Consider the following 23,946-nt stretch of genomic DNA (forward strand, 5'->3'; position numbering starts at 1 on the left):
CGATTGCGTCGCCGAACGGCCGCCTGCACGAGTGCGCGGCGCCGCCCAAACGCAGCGCCGCAGCTGGCGGGCCAGCGCGGGACAGCGCGAACTGTATCATGCGGCCACTGCCGCTAGCTTGATCCAAGCTGACACCAAGTCATCCGTTTGCGGTGCAGCGTCAATCGGTAAAAACCCCTAAGGGTATTCTCATGAAGACGGTATTCATCGACGGCGAAGCCGGCACCACCGGGCTCCAAATCCGCCAGCGCCTGCAAGGCATGGCGGGGCTGACCCTTCTGTCCATCGACCCGGCGCGCCGCAAAGACCCGGCTGCCAAGCGTGAACTGCTCGCGCAGGCCGACCTGACCATCTTGTGCCTGCACGACGATGCCGCGCGGGAATCGGTGGCCATGATCGACGCGCTGCGCGCCGAGACCGGGCACGCGCCGCGCATCATCGATGCGTCCACCGCGCACCGCGTGGCGCCGGGTTGGGTGTACGGTTTCGCCGAGCTCGCACCGGGGCAGGCGCAGGCCATCCGCAGCGCCGAACGGGTGGCCAACCCAGGCTGCTACGCCACCGGGGCCATCGCCCTCATCCGGCCGTTGGTCGACGCGGGCCTCATCCCGCCGGATCATCCGTTGTGCCTACCCAGCGTCAGCGGCTACACCGGCGGTGGGCGCGCAATGATCGAGGCGTATGAATCCGGCCAGGCGCCCGCGTTCGAGCTCTATGCACTGGGGCTCAACCACAAGCACCTGCCCGAGATCATGGCCTATACCGGCCTGCAACGGCGCCCGCTGTTCGTGCCGTCGGTGGGGAATTTTCCGCAGGGGATGCTGGTGCAGTTGCCGCTGCACCTGGACACCTTGCCGGGCCGGGTGCGCGCGCAGGACCTGCACGAGGCGCTCGCTGCGCACTATGCGGGCAGCGCTTGGGTGTCGGTGGAGCCGCCGACGGCCGATGGCAAGCTCGATGCGGTGGCGTTGGCGGGCAGCGACCGGCTGGAGCTGCGCGTCTTTGGCAACGAAGACCACCGCCACGCCGTGCTGGTGGCGCGCCTGGACAACCTGGGCAAGGGCGCCAGTGGCGCCGCCGTGCAAAACCTGCGGCTGATGCTGGGGGTGTGACCGTGCTCAGGCCAGTACGTTGAGCCGGGTGCCCAAGGGCCCTTCAGTGGCCAAGGGCAGCTCGGCGCGCGGTGGCTGCGGGACGGCTTGGAGCATGGCCTGCGCCTGTTGCTGCTGCAGCTGCAGGGCCTTGCGCAGCGCCAAAATCTGCGCGGCATCCCCGGCCTCCACCCCTTGCGTGGCGACCTGGCCGATGAGTGTTGTCGAGCCGATGTTCATATCGATTTTTTAGCCCAAAACCGCCGTGAATTCCACACCGTTCGTCGGTCATTGGGGCGGGGTATTCGGCGTCAGCCAGCGTCGATGAGGTCATCTCCTTGTCGTCTCGCCGCACGGCTGGCGCACAGGGCGTCGATGAGGTCATCCAGCCATGCTTCGAACGGCTGGTCGGCGTGGTGCTGGGCGTAGATATGCCGCAGATAAGGCACCTCGCGCGCCCAGGCATGGATGCCCGCGATCGGCTGGCGCTGCCACTCGAGCAGTTTGAATTTGAGCAGTACTTTGAGCGCGTGTTGTCGGTGTTTGGCGGGGTGCGCCTGCCAATGGGCCAGACGCTGACGCGCCGTGGCCAGCGCCGCGGCGACGGGTGCCGACGGGCGCGCGCCGTCATCGTGGGCGGGATCACCGAACGGGCTGCCGTGGCCGGGGATGACGACGCGCGGCGCCAAGCGCTCGATGTGGTCGAGCGTGGCGGCCACGGCGTCGAAGCCAGGCTCGCCGTCCAACTCAGGGAATACCACGCCAAAGCCGTGTTGCCACAGCGCGTCCCCGCTGATGAGGGTGCGCGTGGCGGGCTCGAACAGCATCACGGCATCCGGGTCGTGGCCGGGGGCGGCGTGGATCTCCCACGTCAGCGCGCCGAACACAAACGCCGAGCCGGGGGGCAACAAGCCGTCGAACGCAAAGCGCGGGCAGCGCTGCCCGGTGGCCCGGTAGCTCAGCCGCGCCTCGTCCCACGCGCGCACCGCATCGGCCGACCCGGGCGGGATGAGGGTACGCACGCCTGGGTGTTGCGTCTGGATGGCAGCGTTGCCGCCGCAGTGGTCGCTGTGCAGGTGGGTGTTGAGCAGCCAGCACAAGGGGCGCCCGTGCAGTTCCCGCTGCAGCAGCGCCAGCGTCTGATCGGCGTGGGTGGCGTAGCCCGAATCGATCAAGGCCGCCTCGGACGGCGTGAGCAGCAAGACATTGTTGGACGACAGCCAACCCCGCTCCCAGACGTGCACGCCAGCTGGCAGCAGGGCAGGCATGGGCGCGCTCCGACCTATGCCTTACCGCGCAGCTCGCGCCGCAGGATTTTGCCGACGTTGCTCTTGGGCAGCTCGTCGCGGAACTCGATGTACTTGGGGCGTTTGTAGCCCGTGAGGTTGTCGTGGCAAAAGCGCATGACCTGTTCCTCGGTTAGCGTGGGGTCGCTGCGCACCACGTAGAGTTTGACCGCCTCCCCGGAATGCGGGTCGGGCACGCCGACGGCGGCGCACTCCAGCACGCCCGGGCAGGTGGACACGACGTTGTCGATCTCGGTCGGGTACACGTTGAAGCCCGAGACGATGATCATGTCCTTCTTGCGGTCCACGATGCGGATGTAGCCGCGTTCGTCCATGATGCCAATGTCGCCCGTGCGCATGTAGCCGTCTTCGGTGAAGACCTTGGCCGTCTCATCGGGTTTGTTGTAGTAGCCAACCATGACGTTGGGGCCACGGATGCAGATCTCGCCCGTGCTGCCCGGCGGCAGGTCGCGTCCGTCGTCGTCCTTGATGGCGATCTCGACGCTGGGCAGCGGCAAGCCAATCGTGCCCGTGAAATGGGTGTTGGTCACCGGGTTGTTGGTGCCAATCGCGCAGGTCTCGCTCATGCCCCAGCCTTCGATCATGGCGCAGCCGGTGACCTTTTGCCACTGGCGTGCCGTGCCCTCCGACGCGGCCATGCCGCCGGCTTGCGACAGCACCAGCGACGAAAAATCCAGCTGCCGAAAGCGTGCGTTGGCCAGCAGCCCGTTGAAGAGCGTGTTGACCGCCGGCAGCACGTGAAACGGTCGACTCTTGAGCACCTCGACGAACTTGGGGATGTCGCGCGGGTTGGGGATGAGGGTGGCGTGCGCGCCTTGCCGCATCACCAGCAGCATCAGCGTGAGCGCGAAGATGTGGTACAGCGGCAGCGCCATGATGTGGTTGGTGCGCCGCGGATCTCCCACTTTGTTGAGCGCTGGGGTAAACCAGGCCTCGGCCTGCAGGATGGCGGCAATGACGTTGCCGTGGGTGAGGACCGCGCCCTTGGACAGGCCGGTGGTGCCGCCGGTGTACTGCAGGAAGGCGATATCCTGGCGGCCAATGGTCGCGGGCTTGAGGGTCTGGGTCGAGCCTACCTCCAGCGCCCGACGAAACGGAACGATGGTACGCGGCCCCGCGGGGCCTTGCAGTGGAAGCTTGAAGGCCGGCACCAGCTTGGCCACGTGCCGCACCAGAAACGTCATCCAGCGGCCATACCAAGGCCCCAGCAGGTCGCCAAAGCTGGCCACGACCACGTGGCGCACGGGGCTGTGGTCGATCACCTCCTCCAGCGTATGGGCAAAGTTTTCCAGGATGACGATGGCCTCGGCGCCCGAGTCCTTGAGCTGGTGCTCCAGCTCGCGTGCCGTGTAGAGGGGATTGACATTGACACAGGTGTAGCCCGCGCGTAACACGCCTGCCATGGTGACCAGAAATTGTGGCAGGTTGGGCAGCATGATGGCCACGCGCGCGCCCGGTGCCAGGCCGAGCGATTGCAGATACGCACCCAGGGCGGCGCTGTACCGGTCGAGCTGGCCGTAGGTCATCCAGCGATCCATGCAGACCGAAACGGGGTCCTGCGGGTGGCGCCGGAACGCCTGCTCCAGCAGCGCGGCCAGCGACTCGTACTGTGTGGGGTCGATGTCGGCGGGCACGCCGGGCGGGTAGCTCGATAGCCAGATTCGTTCCATAGCGGTCCATTGATCAGGGGGCTGACCATTGTGGCCGCCACGCAGCGTAGGGCGCCTCAGGGGTTGCCCTGACAAGCTGTCGCGCAAGGCACAGCCTGGGCCGGTTGAGACATGCCGAAAGTGTGGAATATTAGGGAAAACCCTGACAAATCCGGCGCATCGGCGTATAGTCGAGGCCATCATGCCGACAACCGCCACGTCACCATCGCCGCTGAGCGCACCCGATCGCGGGCCGCGCGTGCCAGTGCGTGATCTGCCGCTGGCCACCGAGCCGCGGGCGCCGCGGGCGCACGCGCGCGCGCCGATCCGCATGCTCGACGCCTCGCACCGCGAGGCGATTCTGCGCCACCTGTTGGCCCTGGGCGAGCGCGACCGTTACCTGAGGTTCGGCTACGCGGCGCAGGATGACCAAATCCGCCGCTACGTGGATGGGTTACGCTTCGGTTTGGACGAGGTCTTCGGTATTTTCAATTGGCGTTTGGAGCTGATTGCCATGGCACACCTGGCCTATATGGTCACGCCGGGGCGCGGCAGCGACAGTGCCGAGTTCGGTGTGAGCGTGAGCGCGCATGCGCGCGGACGCGGCTACGGCCGGCTGCTGTTCGACCGCGCGGTGATGCACGCGCGCAACCATGGCGTGCAGTATTTGTACATTCACGCGTTGAGCGAGAACACCCCCATGCTGCGCATCGCTCGCGGGGCGGGGGCGACCGTCGTGCAGCACGCAGGCGAGAGTGAATGCCACCTGGAGCTGCCTCCCGCCGATTTTGCGTCGCATGTCAGCGAGCTGATCGACGAAGAGGTGGCGCGCACCAACTACCTTGCCAAGGCGTTGCGCCGCTGGGGGGCTCGCGTGCTGCGCTGGCTGAACCCACGCAGCTGGAGCCGCCCGGGCCGCTGAGGGCCGGATGGCGGGGCACGCCAGGCGGGGTCTGCCAGGCGACGCTGTCCCATGCGATGGCCCTGTTGTATGCTAGGGTCTGTCGCAACCACTGACCACCCCCGTGGCCGATCCCTCCTATTCTCCGCAGCCGATGCCGGGTACGCGGCACGAAGACAAACGCACCTTCTTGCAGCGCCTCGTGGAGTTTCTGCACCCCGGGCCCGACTCCAAGGACGAGCTCATCGAGGCGCTGGCCGACGCCGAAGACAACGACGTCATCGATGCCCAGTCGCGCGCGATGCTGGAAGGCGTGATCCGCATCGCCGACATGACCGCTGGGGACGTGATGGTGGCCGCCCCGCGCATGGACGTGCTCGACATCGACGCGCCGTACGCCGAGCTGCTCAACACCGTCATCGACACCGGTCACTCCCGCTTTCCGGTCTATGAGGGCGAGCGCGACAACATCATCGGCATCCTCATGGCCAAGGACCTGCTCAAGCTGCAGCGCGCGCCCGAGCTCAACGTGCGCACCCTGTTGCGTCCGGTGGTGTTCGTGCCCGAGAGCAAGGCGCTCAACGACCTGCTGCGAGAGTTTCGGGGCAACCGCAACCACCTGGCCGTCGTCATCGACGAGTTTGGCCGCGTCGCGGGTCTCATCACGATCGAAGACGTGCTGGAAGAAATCGTCGGCGAGATCGAGGACGAGTTCGATGTTCAGGAGGACGAGGGCGACATCTTTGCCCTGGCCGATGGCACGTGGCGCGTCAGCGGCGACACGCCGATCGAGCGCGTCAACGAGTGGTTCCAAGTGGCGCTCCCCGAGGACGAATTCGACACCATTGGCGGCTATGTCGCGCACGAAATGGGGCGGGTGCCGCGCCGCGGCGAGTCTGTCGAGCTCGCGGGGTTGGTGTTTCAGGTGCAGCATGCCCGGGCGGGCGCGGTGCGTTGGTTCAAGGTGACGCGCCCCACCCCCGAGGCGCCATGACGGCCGACCTGCGCGCGGGAAGGGCGCGGGAGAAAGGGGCCGCATGGGCGGTCTGGCTGCTACTGCTGCTGGCCGGGGCGTGGCATGCAGCCGCGCTGGCGTGGCCGTTTGCGGTCGCGCTCGAGCCCTGGCTGCGCCCGGGCGAGCCGGTGGCCGGTCTGCACGGCCTCAGCCTGGCCGTGTTGGTGGCGGCGCTGGTGCGTGCGCCATCGGCCGGGGCCGCTGCTGCGCGTGCTGGCGTGTACGCCACGGCATGGCTGGTGGCGACGTTTTGGTGGCTGTTCATTTCCCTGCACACGGTCGGCGGGGTGGCCGCGCCCTTGTCCGCCTTCGCGGTGGGGGCGTTAGCGGCCTTTCTGGCGCTGTACTATGCGCTCGCCGCCGCTCTGTGGTGGCACTGGCTGCGCCGCCTGGGTCGCGGGGCAGCGGTGTGGGTCTTCGCAGCCTGCTGGACGTTGGCCGAGGTGGCTCGCGGTGTGTTGTGGACCGGGTTTCCGTGGGGTGTGGGCGGGTACGCCCAGATCGACGCCCTGGGTTGGCTGGCGCCCTGGGTCGGGGTGTACGGGGTGGGGGCGGTGGCGGCGCTGCTGGCGGCGGCGGTCGTGCTGGCGCCCGGGGTGTGGCGCTGGGCGGCGCTGGGCGTGGCGCTGGGGCTGTGGCTGGTGCCGGCTGCGGGGCCGTGGCTGGCGGCGCGCTTGCCCGAGCACACGCAGTCGGCCGGCACACTGCCGGTGCGCCTGCTGCAGGGCGCGATCGCGCAGGACGTGAAGTTCGACGCCGAGGCCGGCATCCCGCTGGCGCTGCGCTGGTACGGGCAGCAGATCGTGCAGGCCAGTGCCGACCCGGCGCTGGCGGGCGGCCTGGTGGTGGCGCCGGAGACGGCCATTCCGCTGTTGCCGCAGGACATCGACCCCGATTACTGGCGCGCCCTGGGGGCGGCGGTGCGCACCGGCCACGCCGCCGTGTTGTTGGGCGTGCCGCTGGGTGGCTTTGCCGACGGCTACGCGAACTCGGTGGTGGGCTGGGTGCCGGGTGGTCCGGCACCCGAGCCGGGTGTCGATCCGTTCACCCACCACAGCCGCTACCGCTACGATAAACACCACTTGGTGCCCTTTGGCGAATTCGTGCCGCCTGGGTTTCGCTGGTTTACCGAGCTGATGTTCAACCCGGGCGGGTACTTCGAGCGCGGCCCGTTGGTACAGCCGCCGTTCGTGTGGGCGGGGCAGCGCATCGCGCCCAATATCTGCTACGAAGACCTGTTCGGTGAAGAGCTGGCGGCGGGTTTTCGCGACCCGGTGCAGGCCCCCACGGTGCTGGTCAATGTCAGCAACATCGCGTGGTTTGGGGATACGGTGGCGATCGACCAGCACCGCCACATCTCGCGCATGCGCGCGCTGGAGCTGGGGCGGCCCATGGTGCGCGCCACCAACACCGGCTCGACCGCGGTGATCGACCACCGCGGCCGGGTGCAGGCGGAGCTGCCGCGCTGGCAGCGCGGGGTGCTCGACGCGACCGTGGAGGGACGCCGTGGCCTGACCCCGTACGCCGCGTGGGCCAGCCGCTGGGGCCACGCGCCGCTGGTGGCGGGGTGCCTGCTGGTGCTGGTGTGGGCGGCGTGGGCCGCGAGCCCGCGCCGCCGCAGCCGCGCGCCGTAGAATGTGGCGCTTATGCTGACCTTCCAACAGATCATTCTCAAGCTCCAGTCGTACTGGGACGCGCAGGGCTGCGCCCTGTTGCAGCCCTACGACATGGAGGTGGGCGCTGGCACCAGCCATACCGCGACCTTTTTGCGCGCGCTGGGCCCCGAGCCGTGGAAAGCCGCCTACGTGCAGCCTAGCCGCCGCCCCAAGGACGGCCGCTACGGTGATAACCCCAACCGCTTGCAGCACTACTACCAGTACCAGGTGGTGCTCAAGCCTGCACCCAGCAACATCCTCGATCTTTATCTGGGGAGCTTGCAGGCGCTGGGATTCGACCTGAAGAAGAACGACATCCGCTTCGTCGAGGACGACTGGGAAAACCCCACGCTGGGCGCCTGGGGCCTGGGCTGGGAGGTCTGGCTCAACGGCATGGAGGTCACGCAGTTCACCTACTTCCAGCAGGTGGGGGGGATCGACTGCCGTCCCATCACCGGCGAAATCACCTACGGGCTGGAGCGCTTGGCCATGTATCTGCAGGGCGTGGAAAACGTCTACGACCTGACCTATGCGCCAGGGCTGACCTATGGCGACGTGTTCCACCAAAACGAGGTGGAACAGTCGGCCTACAACTTCGAACACGCCGACACCGACTTTTTGTTCACCGCCTTTGCCGCCCATGAGCGGCAGGCCCAATACCTGATGCAGCAGCAACTCGCCCTGCCGGCCTACGAGCAAGTGCTCAAGGCGGCCCACACCTTCAACCTGCTGGACGCGCGCGGTGCCATCAGCGTGACCGAGCGCGCCGGCTACATTGGCCGCATTCGCCACCTGGCGCGCAGCGTGGCGCAGAGCTACCTGGACAGCCGGGCGCGGCTGGGCTTTCCGATGGCGCCGCGCCCGTGGGCCGAGGAAGTGTTGGCGCGCTGGCGCGCCCCGCAGGAGGCCGCCGCATGAGTGCCGCCGTCGCTGCCCTGCTGGTGGAATTGTTCGTCGAGGAGCTGCCGCCCAAGGCGCTGCGCGCGCTGGGGGACGCCTTCGCGCACGGCGTGGCCGAGGGGCTGCGTCGCGAGGGGCTGCTGGAAGACGGCGCCACTGTCACCCCCTATGCCACGCCGCGGCGGCTGGCGGTGCACATCGATGCGGTGCGCGCACAGGCGCCCGATCGCGCCGTGCAGCTCAAGCTCATGCCCGTCTCCGTGGGGCTGGACGCCAATGGACAGCCGACGGCCGCGCTGCGCAAAAAATTGGCCGCCCTCGGCGCGGAGGCCAGCGACGACGCGGCGCTGCTGGCGCGCCTGCGCCGAGCCCAAGACGGCAAGGCCGAGGTGCTCTACTGGGACAGCGTGGTCACCGGCGCCACCCTGGCGGCGGGCTTGCAGGCGGCGCTGGAGGACGCCCTGCGCCGCTTGCCCATTCCCAAGGTCATGACCTACCAGTTGGCCGACGGCTGGCAAAGCGTGCACTTCGTGCGTCCGGCCCATGCGCTGGTGGCGCTGCACGGCGACGCGGTGGTGCCCGTGCAAGTGCTGGGCTTGCAGGCGGGGCGCCAGACCCACGGCCACCGCTTCGAGGCGCGTATCGACCCCATCGACATTCCGCACGCCGACGCCTATGCCGACATGTTACGGCGCGATGGCGCCGTGGTGGCCAGCTTTGGCGAGCGCCGCGCCGAGATCGAGCGCCAATTGCAGGCGGCGGCCGCGCGCGTTGGCGGCGGCTGCCAGCCGGTGGCCGACGACGCGCTGCTCGACGAGGTGACCGCGCTGGTCGAGCGGCCCAACGTGGTGCTGTGCCAGTTCGACGAGGCCTTCCTGGAGGTACCGCCCGAGTGCCTGATTCTGACGATGAAGGCCAACCAAAAGTATTTTCCACTGCTCGACGCGCAGGGACGGCTGACGCACCGCTTCCTGGTGGTGAGCAACATCACGCCCGACGATGCAAGCGCCGTCATCACCGGTAACGAGCGCGTGGTGCGCCCGCGGCTGGCGGATGCGAAGTTTTTCTTTGACCAGGACCGCAAACGCCCGCTGGCGGCGCGGGTGCCGGGCCTGGCCAAGGTGGTGTACCACCAACAGCTGGGCACCCAGGGCGAGCGCGTGCAGCGCCTACAGGTGCTGGCGCAAGCGATCGCCGCGCAGTGGGGCGACGACGCCCTCGCGCAGCGCGCCGGCCAAGCCGCGCAGCTGGCCAAGGCCGACTTGCTGACCGACATGGTGGGTGAATTCCCCGAGCTGCAAGGCATCATGGGGCGCTACTACGCCTTGCACGATGGCCTGGACTCCGCCGTGGCCGAGGCCATCGAAGACCACTACAAACCCCGCTTCGCGGGCGACGAGCTGCCGCGCAACCCCGTCGGGCTGTGCGTGGCGCTGGCCGACAAGCTCGAGACGCTGGTGGGGCTGTTCGGCATCGGAGCCTTGCCCAGTGGCGACAAAGACCCCTATGCCTTGCGCCGCCACGCGCTGGGGGTGGTGCGCATGCTCATCGAGCGCGAACTGCCGCTGGCGCTGCCCGCGTTGATCGATCTGGCGGTTCCCATCTTTGGTGATCGTATCCGCGATCCGCGGGCGGCGCTGCTCGACTTTATCTATGACCGCCTGGCCGTCAACCTGCGGGAGCAGGGCTACTCGGCGCAGGAGGTGGACGCGGTGCTGGCGCTGCGGCCGCCGTTGCTGCACGAAGTACCCCGGCGCCTGGCGGCGGTGCGCGCCTTTGCTGCCTTGCCCGAGGCGGCGGCGCTGGCTGCAGCCAACAAGCGCGTGACCAATATCCTGCGCAAGGTGCAGGGGCCGGTGCCCCCGGTGGTCGACCCCGCCCGCCTGCAAGAGCCCGCCGAGCAGGCGCTGCATCAGGCACTGCTCGCGGTGCAGCCGCTGGCCGACGCGGCCTACGAGGCGGGGGACTACACCGCCAGCCTGCAGCGGCTGGCGGCGCTCAAGGCGCCGGTGGACGCGTTTTTCGAGAGCGTGATGGTCAACGCCGACGACCCCGACCTGCGCGCCAACCGCCTGGGGTTGCTCGCGCGGCTGCACCAGGCCATGAATCGCGTGGCCGACCTGTCGCGACTCGCTGCTTGATCGCGCCGTCTCCCCATGCCTGCCCGCGACCTCAAACTCGTCGTCATCGACCGCGATGGCACCCTGAACCGAGACCCCGAGGACTACCTTCACGGCCCCGACGACTGGGAGCCGCTGCCCGGGGCGCTGGAGGCCGTGGCGCGCCTGAACGAAGCGGGCTGGCGGGTGGTCATCGCGTCCAACCAGTCGGGTCTGGGGCGGGGACTGTTCGACGTGGCCACGCTCAACGCGGTGCACGCGCGCATGCACAAGGCGCTGGCGCAGGCGGGCGCGCGCGTGGACGCGGTGTTTTTCTGCCCCCACGCTCCCGAGGAGGCGTGCGAGTGTCGCAAACCGTTGCCGGGTCTGTTTTTGCAAATCGCGCAACGCTATGGGGTGCCGCCGACGCAGTTGGTCGCGGTTGGTGATTCGGTGCGTGATGCCTGTGCCGGTGTGGCGGCGGGATGCGACACGCACCTCGTGCTCACCGGTCAGTCGGCTGCGCACCGCGATGGTACGCGCCCGCCCGGGTTGCCCGAGGGGGTCACCGTCCACGACGATTTACTGGCGTTTGCCGATGCGTTGATCGCGCGCGAGACTTCGGTGCGTCCGTCTGGAGGCCGTGCATGAACGCATTGCGCTCGTGGCTGCACCTGTTGTTCATGGGGGTGACGGTGGTGCCGTGGGCGACGGCCGCGGTGCTCATGGCGCCGCTGGTGTCGTCGGATCGGCTGTATTGGTTTTGCATCCGCTGGGTGCGCCTGCAGATCTGGGCGGCGCGCTGGATGTTGGGCATCCGCAACGAAGTCATCGGCTGGGAGAACCTGCCCGTCGGCCAGCATGCGCCGGCCATCCTGTTGCCCAAGCATCAATCCACCTGGGAGACGTTTTGCCTGCCGGCGATGATGCCCCATCCGCTGGCGTTCGTCTTCAAACGCGAGTTGCTCTACATCCCTTTCTTTGGCTGGGCGCTGGGTCGGCTGGACATGATCCACATCGACCGCGCCAAGCGTGCCCAGGCGTTTCAGCGCGTGGTGGAGCAAGGGCGGCGCCTGCTGGCGCGCGGTATCTGGGTCATCATGTTTCCCGAAGGCACGCGCGTGGCGCGCGGGGCGCGCGGGCAGTACAAGACGGGGGGCGCGCGGCTGGCGGTGCAGACCGGTGTGCCGGTCATCCCGATCGCGGTGACGTCGGGCCGTTGCTGGCCGGCGCGCGCCATCGTCAAGCGCCCGGGTACGGTGGTGTTTTCGATCGGCCGGCCGATGGCGAGCGTCGGGCGCGATCCGGACGACCTCATGCGCGAGGTGGAGGCGTGGATCGAGGCCGAGATGCGTCGGCTCGACCCCGACGCCTATCGTGAGGAGCCGCGTGCCACCGCCGCCGCTTGAGCCGATGGCAGTGCCGGTACCGAAGGCGGCGGACAGTCCCACCGCCGAGGGCACGCACTGGCGGCATCCGCAGGCCAACCGAATGATCGAGTTGCAGGGCGTGACGGTCGCGTACGAATGTCGGCGCAGCGCGCGGCGCACCATTGGGCTGTACGTCGGCCCCCAGGGCTTGAGCGTGCGCGCCCCGCGCTGGGCCGATTGGTCGCAGGTGGAGGGTTTTCTGCGCCACAAGGCGGACTGGGTGTTGGCCCAGCTACACCGGCAAGCGGCTGCTCCGCGGCCCGTGTGGCCCGAGCCGTCACCGGCGCTGCGCGAGCAGGCTCGGCGACTGTTTCAGCAACGCGTGGCGCTTTTCGCGCCGCGGCTCGGCGTGCAACCCACCACCTTGCGCGTGTCGTCGGCGCGCACACGCTGGGGCAGCGCCAGTACGCGCGGCACCGTGTCGCTCAACTGGCGGTTGGTGTGTCTGCCGCTGGGGCTGGTGGATTATGTCGTCGTGCACGAGCTGGCGCACCTGCGCGAAATGCACCACGGCCCCGCGTTTTGGGCCTTGGTCGCGGGCGTACTGCCAGACTACGCCGAGCGGCGCGCCGCGCTGCGGCGCTATGCGTTGGGCTGAATGCGCCGCGCGCTCGCGCGCCGCACTGCCGGGTCACAGCCGGGCCGCCATGACCCCCAGCGCCACCGTCAGCGCCAGCGCGTGTACCAAAGCGGCACCGATGGTCAGCCCAATCGCGGGGCGCAGCGCGGGTACCGGTTGACCGGTGGCGACGTGTCGCCACAGCAGCCCTGCGGCCGCCAGCGACAGCGGCAGAGACAGCAGTCCCCACCACGCCGCGGTAGGGGCGATCGACGCCAGGACTGCCGCCGCCAACCCCCCGTGGGCCAGCAGCGCCAGCCCGGTGTAGGCTGCAGCCACGCCCGTGGGTCCCAGGCGCACCGCCAGCGTGCGTTTGCCCGCCTGCGCATCCCACGGCGCGTCGGGCAGCCCGTTGATGAGCAGGATGTTCGCCACCAGCACCGCAAACGGCACCGCCGTCACCATGGGCACGATCAGCCATGCGCCGCGCTGGCTATAGTACGCGCCCAGCACGATCAGCCACCACGCCAGTGCGACCGTGACTTCGCCCAGGCCGCGGGCCATCAAGCGCAGCGGCGGGGCGGAATACGCCCACGCCAGTACCAGCCCGGCGATGCCGATGGCGATCAGCCCGCCCCCGGCGGCGAGTGCCAGCCACAGCCCACCCAGCACCACCAGGCCCGACAGGCCCAAGGCCAAGCGCCGGGCCGCCGCCGGGGTGGCCGTGCCGGTCTGGATGGCGCGCGAGCCGCCCGTGAAGGGCGACAACGGCGCGGGGTTGATCGCGTCCGCCCCGCTGAGCGCGTCGTGATAGTCGTTCCAAGCGTTGGCTGCGGCGTGGGCCAGCACCGCCAGGGTGATCGTGAGCCCGGCGCGCCACGGGTCGAATCCGCAGCCGCAGGCGGCGGCCATGGCCAGCCCCAATGCCACGGCCGCTACCGTTACCCACAGAAAGCCGGGGCGGCTCAACCGCCATGCGGCGTGCCACGTCAAAGGGGGGTCGGCTGCGGCCAAGGACATGCCCTCGACTATAGCGTCCGTCGGTCGGGGTATCGCGGGCGTGTTGGTCGGGTCTAGGCGGGGGGGGGGTGGCGCGGAAGCGGCAGTGGCAGTAAGATCGGGGTTGTCATTGACGTTTACGTCAACGTCAATCGACGCCCAGCGTCACCCCGATCCCCTGCCATGGCCAGCCACACCACCTACACCATCAGTGACTTGGCGCGCGAGTTCGACCTGACCACACGCGCCATCCGCTTCTACGAGGACATGGGGCTGCTGCAGCCCAAGCGCACCGGGCCGGGTGGGCGTAGCCGGGTGTACTCGGCGCGCGACCGCACGCGGCTCAAGCTCGTGCTGCGCGCCAAACGCCTGGGGCTGAGCCTGTCCGAGGCCAAAGAGCTGATCGACATGTATGACAGCCCGCGCGACACCGGACCACAGCTGCGAAAGTTTTTGCAGGTGCTCGCGGCGCACCGGCGCCAGATCGAGGACCAAATGGCCGATCTGCAGGCCACGCTGGATGAGATCAAGGTGCATGAGAAAGAAGCCCGCGCGCTGCTGGCCCGCTTGGATGACGGGTTGGCGGCGCCGGAAAAGGCGGCATAATTGACGTTTACGTAAACGTCAATCAGCACAGGAGACGAACCATGACCGACTTGCCCGGCCTCGACTTTCAGCTCGGCGAAGACATCGACGCGCTGCGCGACGCGGTGCGCGCCTTCGCCCAGGCCGAGATCGCCCCGCGCGCGGCCGAGATCGACCGCACCGACCAGTTTCCGATGGACCTGTGGCGCAAAATGGGCGAGCTGGGCGTGCTCGGCATCACGGTCGAGGAGGAGTACGGCGGCGCGGCCATGGGCTACCTCGCGCACATGATCGCGATGGAGGAGATCAGCCGCGCCAGCGCGTCAGTCGGGCTGTCGTACGGGGCGCACTCCAACCTGTGCGTCAACCAGATCCGCCGCAACGGCACCGAGGCGCAAAAGCGCCGCTACCTGCCCCAGCTGATCAGTGGCGAGCACGTGGGCGCGCTGGCCATGAGCGAGCCGGGCGCCGGCTCCGACGTGGTGAGCATGAAACTGCGCGCCGAGGACAAGGGTGGCTACTACGTGCTCAACGGCAGCAAAATGTGGATCACCAACGGGCCGGACGCCGACACCCTGGTCGTGTACGCCAAGACCGAGCCCGAGGCGGGCGCACGTGGCATCACCGCCTTCATCGTCGAAAAAGGCATGAAGGGCTTTTCGGTGGCGCAAAAGCTCGACAAGCTGGGCATGCGCGGCAGCCACACGGGCGAGCTGGTGTTCGACAACGTCGAGGTGCCGGCCGAGAATGTCCTGGGAGCGGTCAACGGCGGCGTCCAGGTGCTGATGAGCGGGCTGGACTACGAACGCGCCGTGCTGGCCGCCGGCCCCGTGGGCATCATGCAGGCCGTGATGGACAACGTGGTGCCCTACATCCACGACCGCAAGCAGTTCGGCCAGCCCATCGGTGAGTTCCAGCTCATCCAGGGCAAGGTAGCCGACATGTACACCACCCTGCAGGCGGCGCGCGCTTTTTTGTACACCGTGGGCAAGAACCTGGACCGCTTGGGCAGCGACCACGTGCGCCAGGTGCGCAAGGACTGCGCGAGCGTCATCCTGTGGTGCGCGGAAAAAGCCACCTGGATGGCGGGCGAGGGCATCCAGATCTTTGGCGGCAACGGCTACATCAACGACTACCCGATGGGTCGGCTGTGGCGCGACGCGAAGCTGTATGAAATCGGCGCTGGCACCAGCGAGATCCGCCGCATGCTCATCGGGCGCGAGCTGTTTGCGCAGACGATGTGACGCCCCGGATCTGTCATGATTCGGGGTGACACTGCCTCCGCCGGATCCCCCGCCATGCTGCCGCAACGCCTCGACTCGTCCCTGGCCTACGACATCGCCAAAGCGATGATCGATGGCTTCAACCGCCACTACCGGCTGTTCCGGGCCGAGTCGGCGCGTGCCAAGCACCGGTTCGAGACGGCCGACTGGGTGGGGCAGCAGCGCGCGCAGCGCGAGCGCATCGAGTTCTACGACATGCGCGTCAAGGAGTGCGTGACGCGCCTGGAGCGCGAATTCCATGCCTCGCAGCAGCCGATGGAGGTGTGGCAGCAGGTCAAGCTGCTCTACATCGGCATGCTGGTCGATCATCGTCAGCCGGAACTCGCGGAGACGTTCTTCAACTCCGTCACGACCAAGATCCTGCACCGCAGCTACTTCCAGAACGACTTCATCTTCGTGCGTCCCGCCATCAGCACGGAGTACATCGAGCCGGAAGACCCTCACAGCCACACCACCTACCGCTGCTACTACCCCCAGCGGCTGGAAGATCTCCAGCCCACACTGCAGCGCATGGTGGAAGACTTCGGCCTGCGCGTGCCGTTCGAGGATCTGGCGCGCGACATCGGCTACGTGCACGAGGCCATGCTGCCGCTGTTCGACCACCGCCGGCTGCGTGCCAATTTTCAGATCCAGGTGCTCGACAGCCTGTTCTACCGCAACAAGGGCGCGTACGCGGTGGGCAAGCTCATCAACGGCTTTCAAGAGCTGCCGTTCGCCCTGCCCATCCTGCACAACGAGCGCGGTCAACTCGTCATCGACGCGTTGCTGCACGGCGAAGACGATTTGCTGATGGTGTTCAGCTTCGCGCGGGCCTACTTCATGGTCGACATGGAAGTGCCCAGCGCCTACGTGCAGTTTTTGCGCAGCATGATGCCGCGCAAACCACGGGCGGAGTTCTACAACGCGCTCGGCTTGGCCAAGCAGGGCAAGACGCTTTTCTACCGCGACTTTCTCTACCACCTGCGGCACAGCACCGACCAGTTTCGCATCGCGCCCGGAATTAAGGGCATGGTGATGCTGGTGTTCGACCTGCCGAGCTTTCCGTTCGTGTTCAAGGTCATCAAGGACTACTTTCCGCCGCAGAAGGACACCACGCGTGAGCAGATCCGCGCCAAATACCAGCTCGTCAAACAGCACGACCGCGTGGGCCGCATGGCCGATACGTTGGAGTTTTCCGAGGTGGGGTTTCCGCGCGCACGCTTCAGCGACGAGCTGATCGCCGAGATCCAGAAATTCGCGCCCAGCCAGATCGAGATCGGTGACCGCAACGGGGATGGCAACATCGAAGTCGTGCTCAAGCACGTCTATATCGAGCGGCGCATGATCCCGCTCAACATCTACCTGCAGGAATGCTTCGACACCCTGCAGAAAGACCCGGGCAACACGGCGGTGCGCCAGCAGCTCGAGCACGCGGTCATCGAGTACGGCAACGCGATCAAAGACCTGGTGGCGGCCAACATCTTTCCTGGCGACATGCTGTGGAAGAATTTTGGTATCACGCGCCATGGCAAGGTCGTCTTCTACGACTACGACGAGATCGAATACCTCACCGACTGCAACTTCCGCCGTGTGCCGCCCCCGCGCGACGAAGACGACGAGATGAGCGGCGAGGTGTGGTACAGCGTCGGTCCGCGCGACGTCTTTCCCGAGACGTTTGGGCCGTTTCTGCTCGGCAACCCGATGGTGCGCGAGATTTTCATGCGCCACCACGCGGACTTGCTCGACCCCGCCTACTGGCAGGCGCACAAGGAGCGCATCCTCGCCGGCCACGTGCACGACGTCTTCCCCTACGAGCGCGAGCGCCGTTTCAGCGCGCAGCGCCGCGTGCCTCTGTCGCCCACGGCCGAGGCGGCTGCCTAGGACGTGGTTTCTCGTTCCCCACTGTCAGGAGTCTCAGCATGAGCCAAGCCGATCCGATCGTCATCGTCGGTGCCGCGCGCACCCCCATGGGCAGCTTCCAGGGTGATTTTTCAGCGCTCGCCGCGCACGACTTGGGGGCTGCCGCCATCCGTGCTGCCGTCGAGCGCGCGGGTATCGCCCCGGACGCCGTGGACGAGGTGCTGATGGGCAACTGCCTGATGGCTGGGCAGGGCCAAGCGCCTGCACGCCAAGCCGCGCTCAAGGCCGGACTGCCCAAGAGCGCGGGGGCCGTCACACTGTCCAAGATGTGCGGCTCGGGCATGCGCGCCGCCATGTTCGCGCACGACATGCTGGCCGCGGGTACCGCGGACGTGATGGTGGCGGGCGGCATGGAGAGCATGACCAACGCGCCGTACCTGCTGCTCAAGGGCCGTGGCGGCTACCGCATGGGACACGACCGTGTGTTCGACCACATGATGCTCGACGGCCTGGAGGACGCGTACGAGCCCGGGCGCAGCATGGGCACCTTCGGCGAGGAGTGCGCGGCCAAGTACCAGTTCACGCGTGAGCAGCAGGACGCCTTTGCCACCGAGAGCGTGCGCCGCGCCCAGCGTGCCGTGGCCGACGGCAGCTTCGCCGCCGAAATCACGCCGGTGACGGTCAAGGACCGCACGGGCGAGCGCGTGGTTGCCAGCGACGAGGGGCCAGGCAAGATCAAGCTCGACAAAATTCCCCAGCTCAAGCCAGCGTTCAAGAAGGACGGCACCATCACCGCGGCGTCGAGCTCGTCCATCAACGATGGGGCGGCAGCGCTGGTGCTGATGCGCGCCTCGACCGCGGCCCAGCGTGGCTGTCAGCCGCTGGCGCGCATCGTGGGCCACGCCATGCACGCGCAAGAGCCCAACTGGTTCACCACCGCCCCCGTGGGGGCCACGCGTAAGCTGCTGGCCAAGATCGGCTGGCAGGTCTCCGACGTGCGGCTGTGGGAGGTCAACGAGGCCTTTGCCGTGGTGCCGATGGCGCTCATGACCGAGCTGGGCATCTCGCACGACATCGTCAACGTCAATGGCGGTGCGTGCGCGTTGGGCCACCCGATCGGCGCCAGCGGTGCGCGCATCATGGTCACGCTGATGCACGCCCTGCGGGCGCGCGGCCTGAAGCGCGGCGTGGCCACGCTGTGCATCGGCGGGGGCGAGGCCACCGCGATCGCGATCGAAATGCTGTGACCGCTGCCGGGGCCGTGTGACGGCCCCTGGGCTGACACGCACCCACTGCCGGAGCCCCCATGCTGTTGACCGAAGACCAACGCCTGATCCGCGACGCGGTGCGCGCCTACGCACGCGAGCAACTCTGGCCCCACGCGGCGCGCTGGGACCGCGAGCACACGTTCCCGCGCGAAGCGCACCGGGGCCTTGCTGAGCTGGGCTGCTACGGCGTATGCGTGCCCACGGACTACGGCGGCGCGGGGCTGGACTACGTGAGCCTGGCGCTGGTGTTGGAGGAAATCGCCGCCGGCGACGGCGGCACCAGCACCGCCATCAGCGTCAACAACTGCCCGGTGTGCGCCATTTTGCTGCGCTACGGCAGCGAGGCGCAAAAGCAGCGCTGGCTGGTGCCCCTGGCGCAGGGGCAGATGCTGGGCGCGTTTTGCTTGACCGAGCCGCATGTCGGCTCGGACGCTGCGGCCTTGCGCACCACGGCACGGCGCGAGGGCGACACGTACGTGCTCGACGGGGTCAAGCAGTTCATCACCAGCGGCAAGAACGGGCAAGTGGCCATCGTCATCGCCGTCACCGACAAAGCGGCGGGCAAACGCGGGATGAGCGCCTTTTTGGTGCCCATCGACACGCCGGGCTACGTCGTGGCTCGTCTCGAAGACAAGGTCGGCCAGCACTCCAGCGACACGGCGCAGATCCGCTTGGACCAGTGCCGCATCCCCGCCGAGTACCGTATTGGCGACGAGGGCGAAGGCTACAAAATCGCACTGTCGGCGCTCGAGGGCGGGCGCATCGGTATCGCGGCGCAAAGCATCGGCATGGCGCGCAGCGCGCTTGAGGTGGCGATTGCCTACGCCAAGGAACGCGAGAGCTTCGGCCAGCCGATCTTCAACCACCAGGCCGTGGGCTTTCGCCTCGCCGAAGCAGCAGCGAGGCTGGAGGCGGCGCGCCAACTGACGTGGCACGCGGCAGCCATGCGGGATGCAGGTCAGCCCTGCCTCAAAGAAGCCGCGATGGCCAAGCTGATCGCGAGCGAAACCGCCGAGTGGGTGTGCTCCGCTGCCATCCAGACGCTGGGCGGCTATGGCTACGTGAGCGACTTCCCGGTCGAGCGCATCTGGCGCGACGTGCGTGTCTGCCAGATCTACGAGGGCACGAGCGACGTGCAGAAAATCCTGATCCAACGCGCGCTGGCGGCCGAGGGCTGACGGGCGCGCCTCGGGCGGGGTTGGCGCGCCGGTGCGGCAGCCGAAGATCGCTCCATCGTTCGTCGTATCATGATGCGGTGAACATCATCATCTTCGGGGCGGGCCGGGTGGGCGAGAGCGTCGCCGAAAGCCTGGTGTCCGAGCAAAACGACATCACCGTCATCGACCAGGACCCAGCGCGCGTGCGTGCGTTGGAGGAGCGACTCGACCTGCGGGGCGTGGTCGGCAACGGTATCCAGCCGTCGGTGTTGGCCGAAGCGGGCGCCAAAGACGCCGACATGCTCATCGCTTGCGCGGCGCAGGACGAATCGAACCTGGTCGTGTGCAAGATCGCGCACGACGTCTTCCAAGTGCCCACGACGATCGCGCGCTTGCGCTCGCCCGAGTTCGAAGAAGGCAGCGACTTGTTGGGCAAAAGCGGCTTTGCGGTGGACCACGTCATCTGCCCCGAAGAGTCGGTGATGCGCTATATCCACCAGCTCATCGACTACCCCGAGGCGTTGCAGGTGCTGGAGTTTGCCGATGGCCGCGCGAGCCTGATCGCGGTGCGGGCCACGGCGGGCAGTGCTTTGGTCGGGCACACCATCGGCGAGTTTCGGGCCTTGTTCCCGCATGCCGAAATGCGCGTGGTCGCGCTGTACCGGCTCGACGCCGAGATGGACCCGGAGCCGCATACCCGCATCCTGCCGGGCGACGAAGTGTTCATCCTGGCGGCGGGTGACAAAATCCGGCTCGTGCTGCAGGCGCTGCACGCGCGCGACAAGCCGGTGCAGCGGCTCATGATCGCTGGCGGCGGCAAGGTCGGGCTGCGGCTGGCCCGCTCCCTGGTCGGGCAGTGCGAGGTCAAGATCATCGAGAGCAACCCCCGGCGCTGCGAGTACCTGGCCAGCCAACTGCCCTCCAGCACGCTGGTGTTGCAGGGCGACAGCGTGGACGAAGCGCTGCTGGAAGAGGAAAACGTCGCCGACATGGACCTCTTCCTCGCGCTGACCAACGACGACGAGGACAACATCATGTCGGCCATGCTGGCCAAGCGGCTGGGCGCGCGCCGGGTGATGGCCCTGATCAACCGCCGCGCGTATGCCGAGATGATGCAGGGCAGCGCCATCGACATCGCGGTGTCGCCCGCGCAGACGGTGATCGGCGAGCTGCTGGCGCATGTGCGCCGCGGCGACGTGGTGGCGGTGCACAGCCTGCGCCGCGGCGCCGCCGAGGCGCTGGAGGGCGTGGCACGCGGCGACGTCAAGACGTCCCGGCTGGTCGGCCGGCGGGTGGAGGAAATCCGCCTGCCCAAGGGCGCGCGCATCGGCGCCATCGTGCGCGGCGAGGGGCGCGATGCCGAGGTGCTGATGCCGCACCACGACACGCTGATCCGCACCGACGACCACATCGTCATCTTCATCCCCCACAAGCGCCTGGTGCGCGAGGTGGAAAAGCTGTTCCAGGTCGGGGCGACCTTCTTCGGCTGACGCCCGCGGCCCGCACCGCTCATCCGCACGCATGCAATCCCTCAGCCCCGCGCTCTACGTCTTTTCGCATGTGCTGATGGCCTTTGCCGTGGCTTTCGGGGTGCCGATGGCGTGGGCCTGGTTCCACGACGATCTGACGCACGAGCTGCAGTGGGCCGCGTGCGCGGGGCTGACCTTGGCCAGCGGCGCGGTGCTGTGGCTGATCACGCGCTCGCGCCGGCGCGAGCTGATGCCGCGCGACGGCTTTTTGCTGGTCAATCTGGTGTGGCTGGTGCTGCCGGCGTACTCCGCCGTGCCGCTGATGCTGATGGTGCCCGGCATCACTTGGCACCACGCCTATTTCGAGGCCATGAGCGCGCTGACCGCCACCGGCGCCACGGCGCTGTCCGGGCTGGAGCGCTTGCCAGTGTCGATCAACATCTGGCGTTGCTTTTTGCAGTACGTGGGCGGACTGGGCGTGATGCTGCTGGTGGTGGCGGTGCTGCCCATGCTGGGCCTGGGGGGCATGCAGCTCTACAAGGCCGAGACGCCCGGCCCCATGAAGGATGCCCGTCTGACCCCCCGCATCGCCGAGACCGCGCGCGGACTGTGGGGGGTGTACTTCGGTTTTTCGGTGCTGTGCCTGCTGGCCTACCGCTGGGCCGGCATGGGCTGGGCCGATGCCTTCATGCACATGTGCTCGACCATGGGCTTGGCGGGGTTTTCGTCCTACGACGCCAGCATCGGCCACTTCCAGTCCGCCGCGGTGGAGTGGGTGGCCGTGGTGTTCATGGCGCTGGCGGGCATCAGCTTTCTGCGTTACTTCATGGTCCTGCGCGGGATGACGCTGCGCCCGCTGTGGAACGACCACGAAATCCGCACCTACGCCATCGTGCTGGCAGCCTCCATCGCGCTGGTGACGCTGATGCTGCTGGCCGAAGGGGTGTACGCCGACGGGCCGACGGCCGTGCGGCAGGCGGCCTTCCATGTGCTGTCGCTGGCCACGACCACCGGCTACGCCACGACGGACTATATGCAGTGGCCGGTGTTCATCCCCGTGTTCCTGTTGTTTTTGGGGGCCTTCGTGTCGTGCGCCGGGTCCACCGGCGGCGGGATCAAGATGGTGCGCATGGTGCTGCTGGTCAAGCAGGCGCGGCGCGAGCTGGTGCGCATCATCCACCCGCATGTGGTCAATCCGGTCACGCTGGGGGGGCAGGCCGTGCCGGCGCAGGTGATGGCGGCGGTGCTGGGCTTCATGCTCTTCTACGGTGCCGCAACCATGGGGCTGACGTTTTTGCTGCTGCTGTCGGGGCTGGATCTGGTGACGGCCTTCTCGGCCGTGGTGGCGACGGTCAACAACATCGGCCCCGGCCTGGGCGAGGTCGGCCCCGCCGGCAACTACGGCGGGTTGTCGCCGTTTCAGTTGTGGGTGCTGAGCTTTGCGATGCTGCTCGGGCGGCTGGAGCTGCTGAGCGTGCTGGTGCTGTTCACGCGGGCGTTTTGGCGGCGGTGAGGGGATCAGTGCCCGCCCAGCATCCAACCGCCCGCCGCGTACACCCCCACCAGCGCCCACACCGGCACCCGGCCGCTGCGCAGCAGCGCCAGGGCGGCGGCTGCGGCCACGGCCGTCGCGACCCCATGGATGGCGGCGTGGGCCGCGTGGGCGAGGGCGGCGGCCAGCAGCCCGGCCACGCCCGCGTGCACGCCCTCCAGCATGGGCCGCAGCCGCGGAGACTGGCACCAACGGGTCCAGCCGGGCAGGGTGCCGGCGAGCACCAGAAAAGCCGGGGCGTAGATGGCCAGCAGGGCCACGGTGGCGCCGGTCCAGCCGCCCAGGGGTGGCGTCAGGGCGGCGCCCACATAGCTGGCGATGGTCAGCATGGGTCCCGGCATGGCTTGTACCGCGCCATAGCCGGCCAGAAAGGTCTCTGCGCCGATCCAGCCAGGGCCCACCACTTCCGCCTGGATCAGCGGCAGCACCACATGACCCCCGCCGAAGATGAGCGCCCCGATGCGGTAGAACGCATCAGCCACGGGCCACCACCCGCCAGGGGCCCAAGCCGCCAGCATGGGCAGAACGGCCAGGCCCGCGCCGAACAGGCCCAGCCAGACGGCGCCCGCCCGGCGCCCGATGTCCACGGCCAAGGGGCTGGCAGGGGGTGCCCATCCCTGGCGGAAGGCCCACGCGCCAAAGCCGGCGCTGAGGGCGATCAGCACCGGCTGGGCCCAGGCGCTGGGCCACACCCAGGCGGCAACGCCCACGGTCGCGGCCCAGGCCAACCGCCGGCCGCCGGGGGCGTAGCTGCGTGCCATGCCCCAAACGGCATGGGCCACCACGGCGACGGCGGCCAGCATCAGGCCCTGCAGCAGACCCGGGGGCACGCGCGCGCCGGGGGCTGGGCCCGCCAGCCACAGCGCCAGCGCGGCCATTGCGATGGCCGAGGGCAGCGTGAAGCCGATCCACGCCGCCAGCGCCCCGGCGTAGCCCTGCCGCAGCAGCCCCAGCGCCATGCCCACCTGGCTGCTGGCGGGCCCGGGCAGCACCTGACACAGCGCGACCAGATCACCGTAGGCGTGTGCATCCAGCCAGGCGCGGCGCTGCACGAATTCGCGCCGGAAGACCTCCAGGTGCGCCACCGGACCGCCAAAGCTGGTCAGGCCCAGGCGCAGGAACAGCAGGGCGATGGCAAGGCACTCGCGGGCACGGTCGCGCGGGGACATACCGCGATCATGCCCGATC

21 protein-coding genes are annotated in these 23,946 nt (G+C 68.3%); 16 read left to right on the forward strand and 5 right to left on the reverse strand.

The genetic code is table 11. The features are described 5' to 3' along the window. Positions 1-191 precede the first annotated feature (191 nt). Positions 192-1,112, forward strand: a complete 921-nt coding sequence (gene argC / locus ACPP3B_RS07895; protein WP_424858650.1) for an N-acetyl-gamma-glutamyl-phosphate reductase — start codon at positions 192-194, stop codon at positions 1,110-1,112. Positions 1,113-1,118: 6 nt separating this feature from the next. Here the strand turns inward: argC and ACPP3B_RS07900 are convergent, their stop codons facing one another. The 3 genes from ACPP3B_RS07900 to ACPP3B_RS07910 form a co-directional block, all read right to left on the reverse strand. Next, positions 1,119-1,331: a putative motility protein gene (locus tag ACPP3B_RS07900; protein ID WP_299018720.1), complete on the reverse strand. Its 213-nt coding sequence runs from the start codon at positions 1,329-1,331 to the stop codon at positions 1,119-1,121. Positions 1,332-1,402: 71 nt separating this feature from the next. Beyond that, on the reverse strand, positions 1,403-2,359 hold the full coding sequence (locus ACPP3B_RS07905; RefSeq protein ID WP_424858651.1) for an MBL fold metallo-hydrolase: 957 nt from the start codon (positions 2,357-2,359) through the stop codon (positions 1,403-1,405). Between the two features lie 14 nt (positions 2,360-2,373). Next, complete coding sequence (locus ACPP3B_RS07910) at positions 2,374-4,068, reverse strand: AMP-binding protein (protein WP_299018716.1); 1,695 nt, start codon at positions 4,066-4,068, stop codon at positions 2,374-2,376. 181 nt (positions 4,069-4,249) lie between these two features. Here ACPP3B_RS07910 and ACPP3B_RS07915 point away from each other — a divergent pair, with 181 nt between their 5' ends. The 8 genes from ACPP3B_RS07915 (at position 4,250) to ACPP3B_RS07950 (ending at position 12,645) form a co-directional block, all read left to right on the forward strand. After that, positions 4,250-4,969 (forward strand): N-acetyltransferase family protein, encoded by a 720-nt coding sequence (locus ACPP3B_RS07915; protein ID WP_424858652.1) that lies wholly within the window; start codon positions 4,250-4,252, stop codon positions 4,967-4,969. Between the two features lie 133 nt (positions 4,970-5,102). Continuing rightward, entirely contained in the window at positions 5,103-5,942 is an 840-nt protein-coding gene (locus tag ACPP3B_RS07920; protein WP_299018742.1) for an HlyC/CorC family transporter, read from the forward strand. Further along, complete coding sequence (gene lnt / locus ACPP3B_RS07925; protein WP_424858653.1) at positions 5,939-7,597, forward strand: apolipoprotein N-acyltransferase; 1,659 nt, start codon at positions 5,939-5,941, stop codon at positions 7,595-7,597. Before ACPP3B_RS07920 ends, lnt begins: the two co-directional genes overlap by 4 nt. Before the next feature lie 12 nt (positions 7,598-7,609). After that, the gene (gene glyQ / locus ACPP3B_RS07930; protein WP_299018712.1) at positions 7,610-8,536 is read left to right on the forward strand and encodes a glycine--tRNA ligase subunit alpha; all 927 of its coding nucleotides are present in this window, start codon (positions 7,610-7,612) and stop codon (positions 8,534-8,536) included. Then, positions 8,533-10,659 carry a glycine--tRNA ligase subunit beta gene (gene glyS, locus ACPP3B_RS07935; RefSeq protein ID WP_424858654.1) on the forward strand — a complete coding sequence of 709 codons (2,127 nt, stop codon included), beginning with the start codon at positions 8,533-8,535 and terminating at the stop codon, positions 10,657-10,659. Before glyQ ends, glyS begins: the two co-directional genes overlap by 4 nt. Before the next feature lie 15 nt (positions 10,660-10,674). Further along, the gene (gmhB, locus tag ACPP3B_RS07940) at positions 10,675-11,268 is read left to right on the forward strand and encodes a D-glycero-beta-D-manno-heptose 1,7-bisphosphate 7-phosphatase (RefSeq protein ID WP_299018708.1); all 594 of its coding nucleotides are present in this window, start codon (positions 10,675-10,677) and stop codon (positions 11,266-11,268) included. Further along, a complete protein-coding gene (locus ACPP3B_RS07945; RefSeq protein WP_299018706.1) occupies positions 11,265-12,026 on the forward strand; it encodes a lysophospholipid acyltransferase family protein in 762 nt (253 codons plus the stop codon). Before gmhB ends, ACPP3B_RS07945 begins: the two co-directional genes overlap by 4 nt. 4 nt (positions 12,027-12,030) lie before the next feature. Then, positions 12,031-12,645, forward strand: coding sequence for a M48 family metallopeptidase (locus tag ACPP3B_RS07950; protein WP_424858655.1), 615 nt, complete (start codon positions 12,031-12,033; stop codon positions 12,643-12,645). Positions 12,646-12,678: 33 nt separating this feature from the next. Here the strand turns inward: ACPP3B_RS07950 and ACPP3B_RS07955 are convergent, their stop codons facing one another. Next, the gene (locus ACPP3B_RS07955) at positions 12,679-13,626 is read right to left on the reverse strand and encodes a prenyltransferase (protein ID WP_424858656.1); all 948 of its coding nucleotides are present in this window, start codon (positions 13,624-13,626) and stop codon (positions 12,679-12,681) included. 162 nt (positions 13,627-13,788) lie between these two features. Here ACPP3B_RS07955 and ACPP3B_RS07960 point away from each other — a divergent pair, with 162 nt between their 5' ends. The 7 genes from ACPP3B_RS07960 to ACPP3B_RS07990 all read left to right on the forward strand — a co-directional run bounded on the left by ACPP3B_RS07960 (position 13,789) and on the right by ACPP3B_RS07990 (position 22,719). Further along, complete coding sequence (locus ACPP3B_RS07960) at positions 13,789-14,211, forward strand: MerR family transcriptional regulator (RefSeq protein ID WP_299020759.1); 423 nt, start codon at positions 13,789-13,791, stop codon at positions 14,209-14,211. 41 nt (positions 14,212-14,252) lie between these two features. Next, complete coding sequence (locus ACPP3B_RS07965) at positions 14,253-15,434, forward strand: isovaleryl-CoA dehydrogenase (RefSeq protein WP_424858657.1); 1,182 nt, start codon at positions 14,253-14,255, stop codon at positions 15,432-15,434. A gap of 54 nt (positions 15,435-15,488) precedes the next feature. Next, entirely contained in the window at positions 15,489-17,333 is a 1,845-nt protein-coding gene (gene aceK, locus ACPP3B_RS07970; RefSeq protein WP_299020756.1) for a bifunctional isocitrate dehydrogenase kinase/phosphatase, read from the forward strand. Positions 17,334-17,371: 38 nt separating this feature from the next. Further along, positions 17,372-18,559 carry an acetyl-CoA C-acyltransferase gene (locus ACPP3B_RS07975; RefSeq protein WP_424858658.1) on the forward strand — a complete coding sequence of 396 codons (1,188 nt, stop codon included), beginning with the start codon at positions 17,372-17,374 and terminating at the stop codon, positions 18,557-18,559. A gap of 59 nt (positions 18,560-18,618) precedes the next feature. Continuing rightward, entirely contained in the window at positions 18,619-19,758 is a 1,140-nt protein-coding gene (locus tag ACPP3B_RS07980; protein WP_299020752.1) for an acyl-CoA dehydrogenase family protein, read from the forward strand. 77 nt (positions 19,759-19,835) lie between these two features. Next, on the forward strand, positions 19,836-21,227 hold the full coding sequence (gene trkA / locus ACPP3B_RS07985) for a Trk system potassium transporter TrkA (RefSeq protein WP_424858659.1): 1,392 nt from the start codon (positions 19,836-19,838) through the stop codon (positions 21,225-21,227). A gap of 31 nt (positions 21,228-21,258) precedes the next feature. After that, a complete protein-coding gene (locus ACPP3B_RS07990; protein ID WP_424858660.1) occupies positions 21,259-22,719 on the forward strand; it encodes a TrkH family potassium uptake protein in 1,461 nt (486 codons plus the stop codon). Between the two features lie 5 nt (positions 22,720-22,724). Here ACPP3B_RS07990 and chrA read toward each other — a convergent pair whose 3' ends face one another. After that, entirely contained in the window at positions 22,725-23,927 is a 1,203-nt protein-coding gene (gene chrA, locus ACPP3B_RS07995; protein ID WP_424858661.1) for a chromate efflux transporter, read from the reverse strand. Between the last annotated feature and the right edge of the window lie 19 nt (positions 23,928-23,946).

Origin of the sequence: Tepidimonas sp. HKU77 (assembly GCF_049728535.1) — a bacterium.
In the GTDB taxonomy this organism is placed as follows: domain Bacteria; phylum Pseudomonadota; class Gammaproteobacteria; order Burkholderiales; family Burkholderiaceae_C; genus Tepidimonas.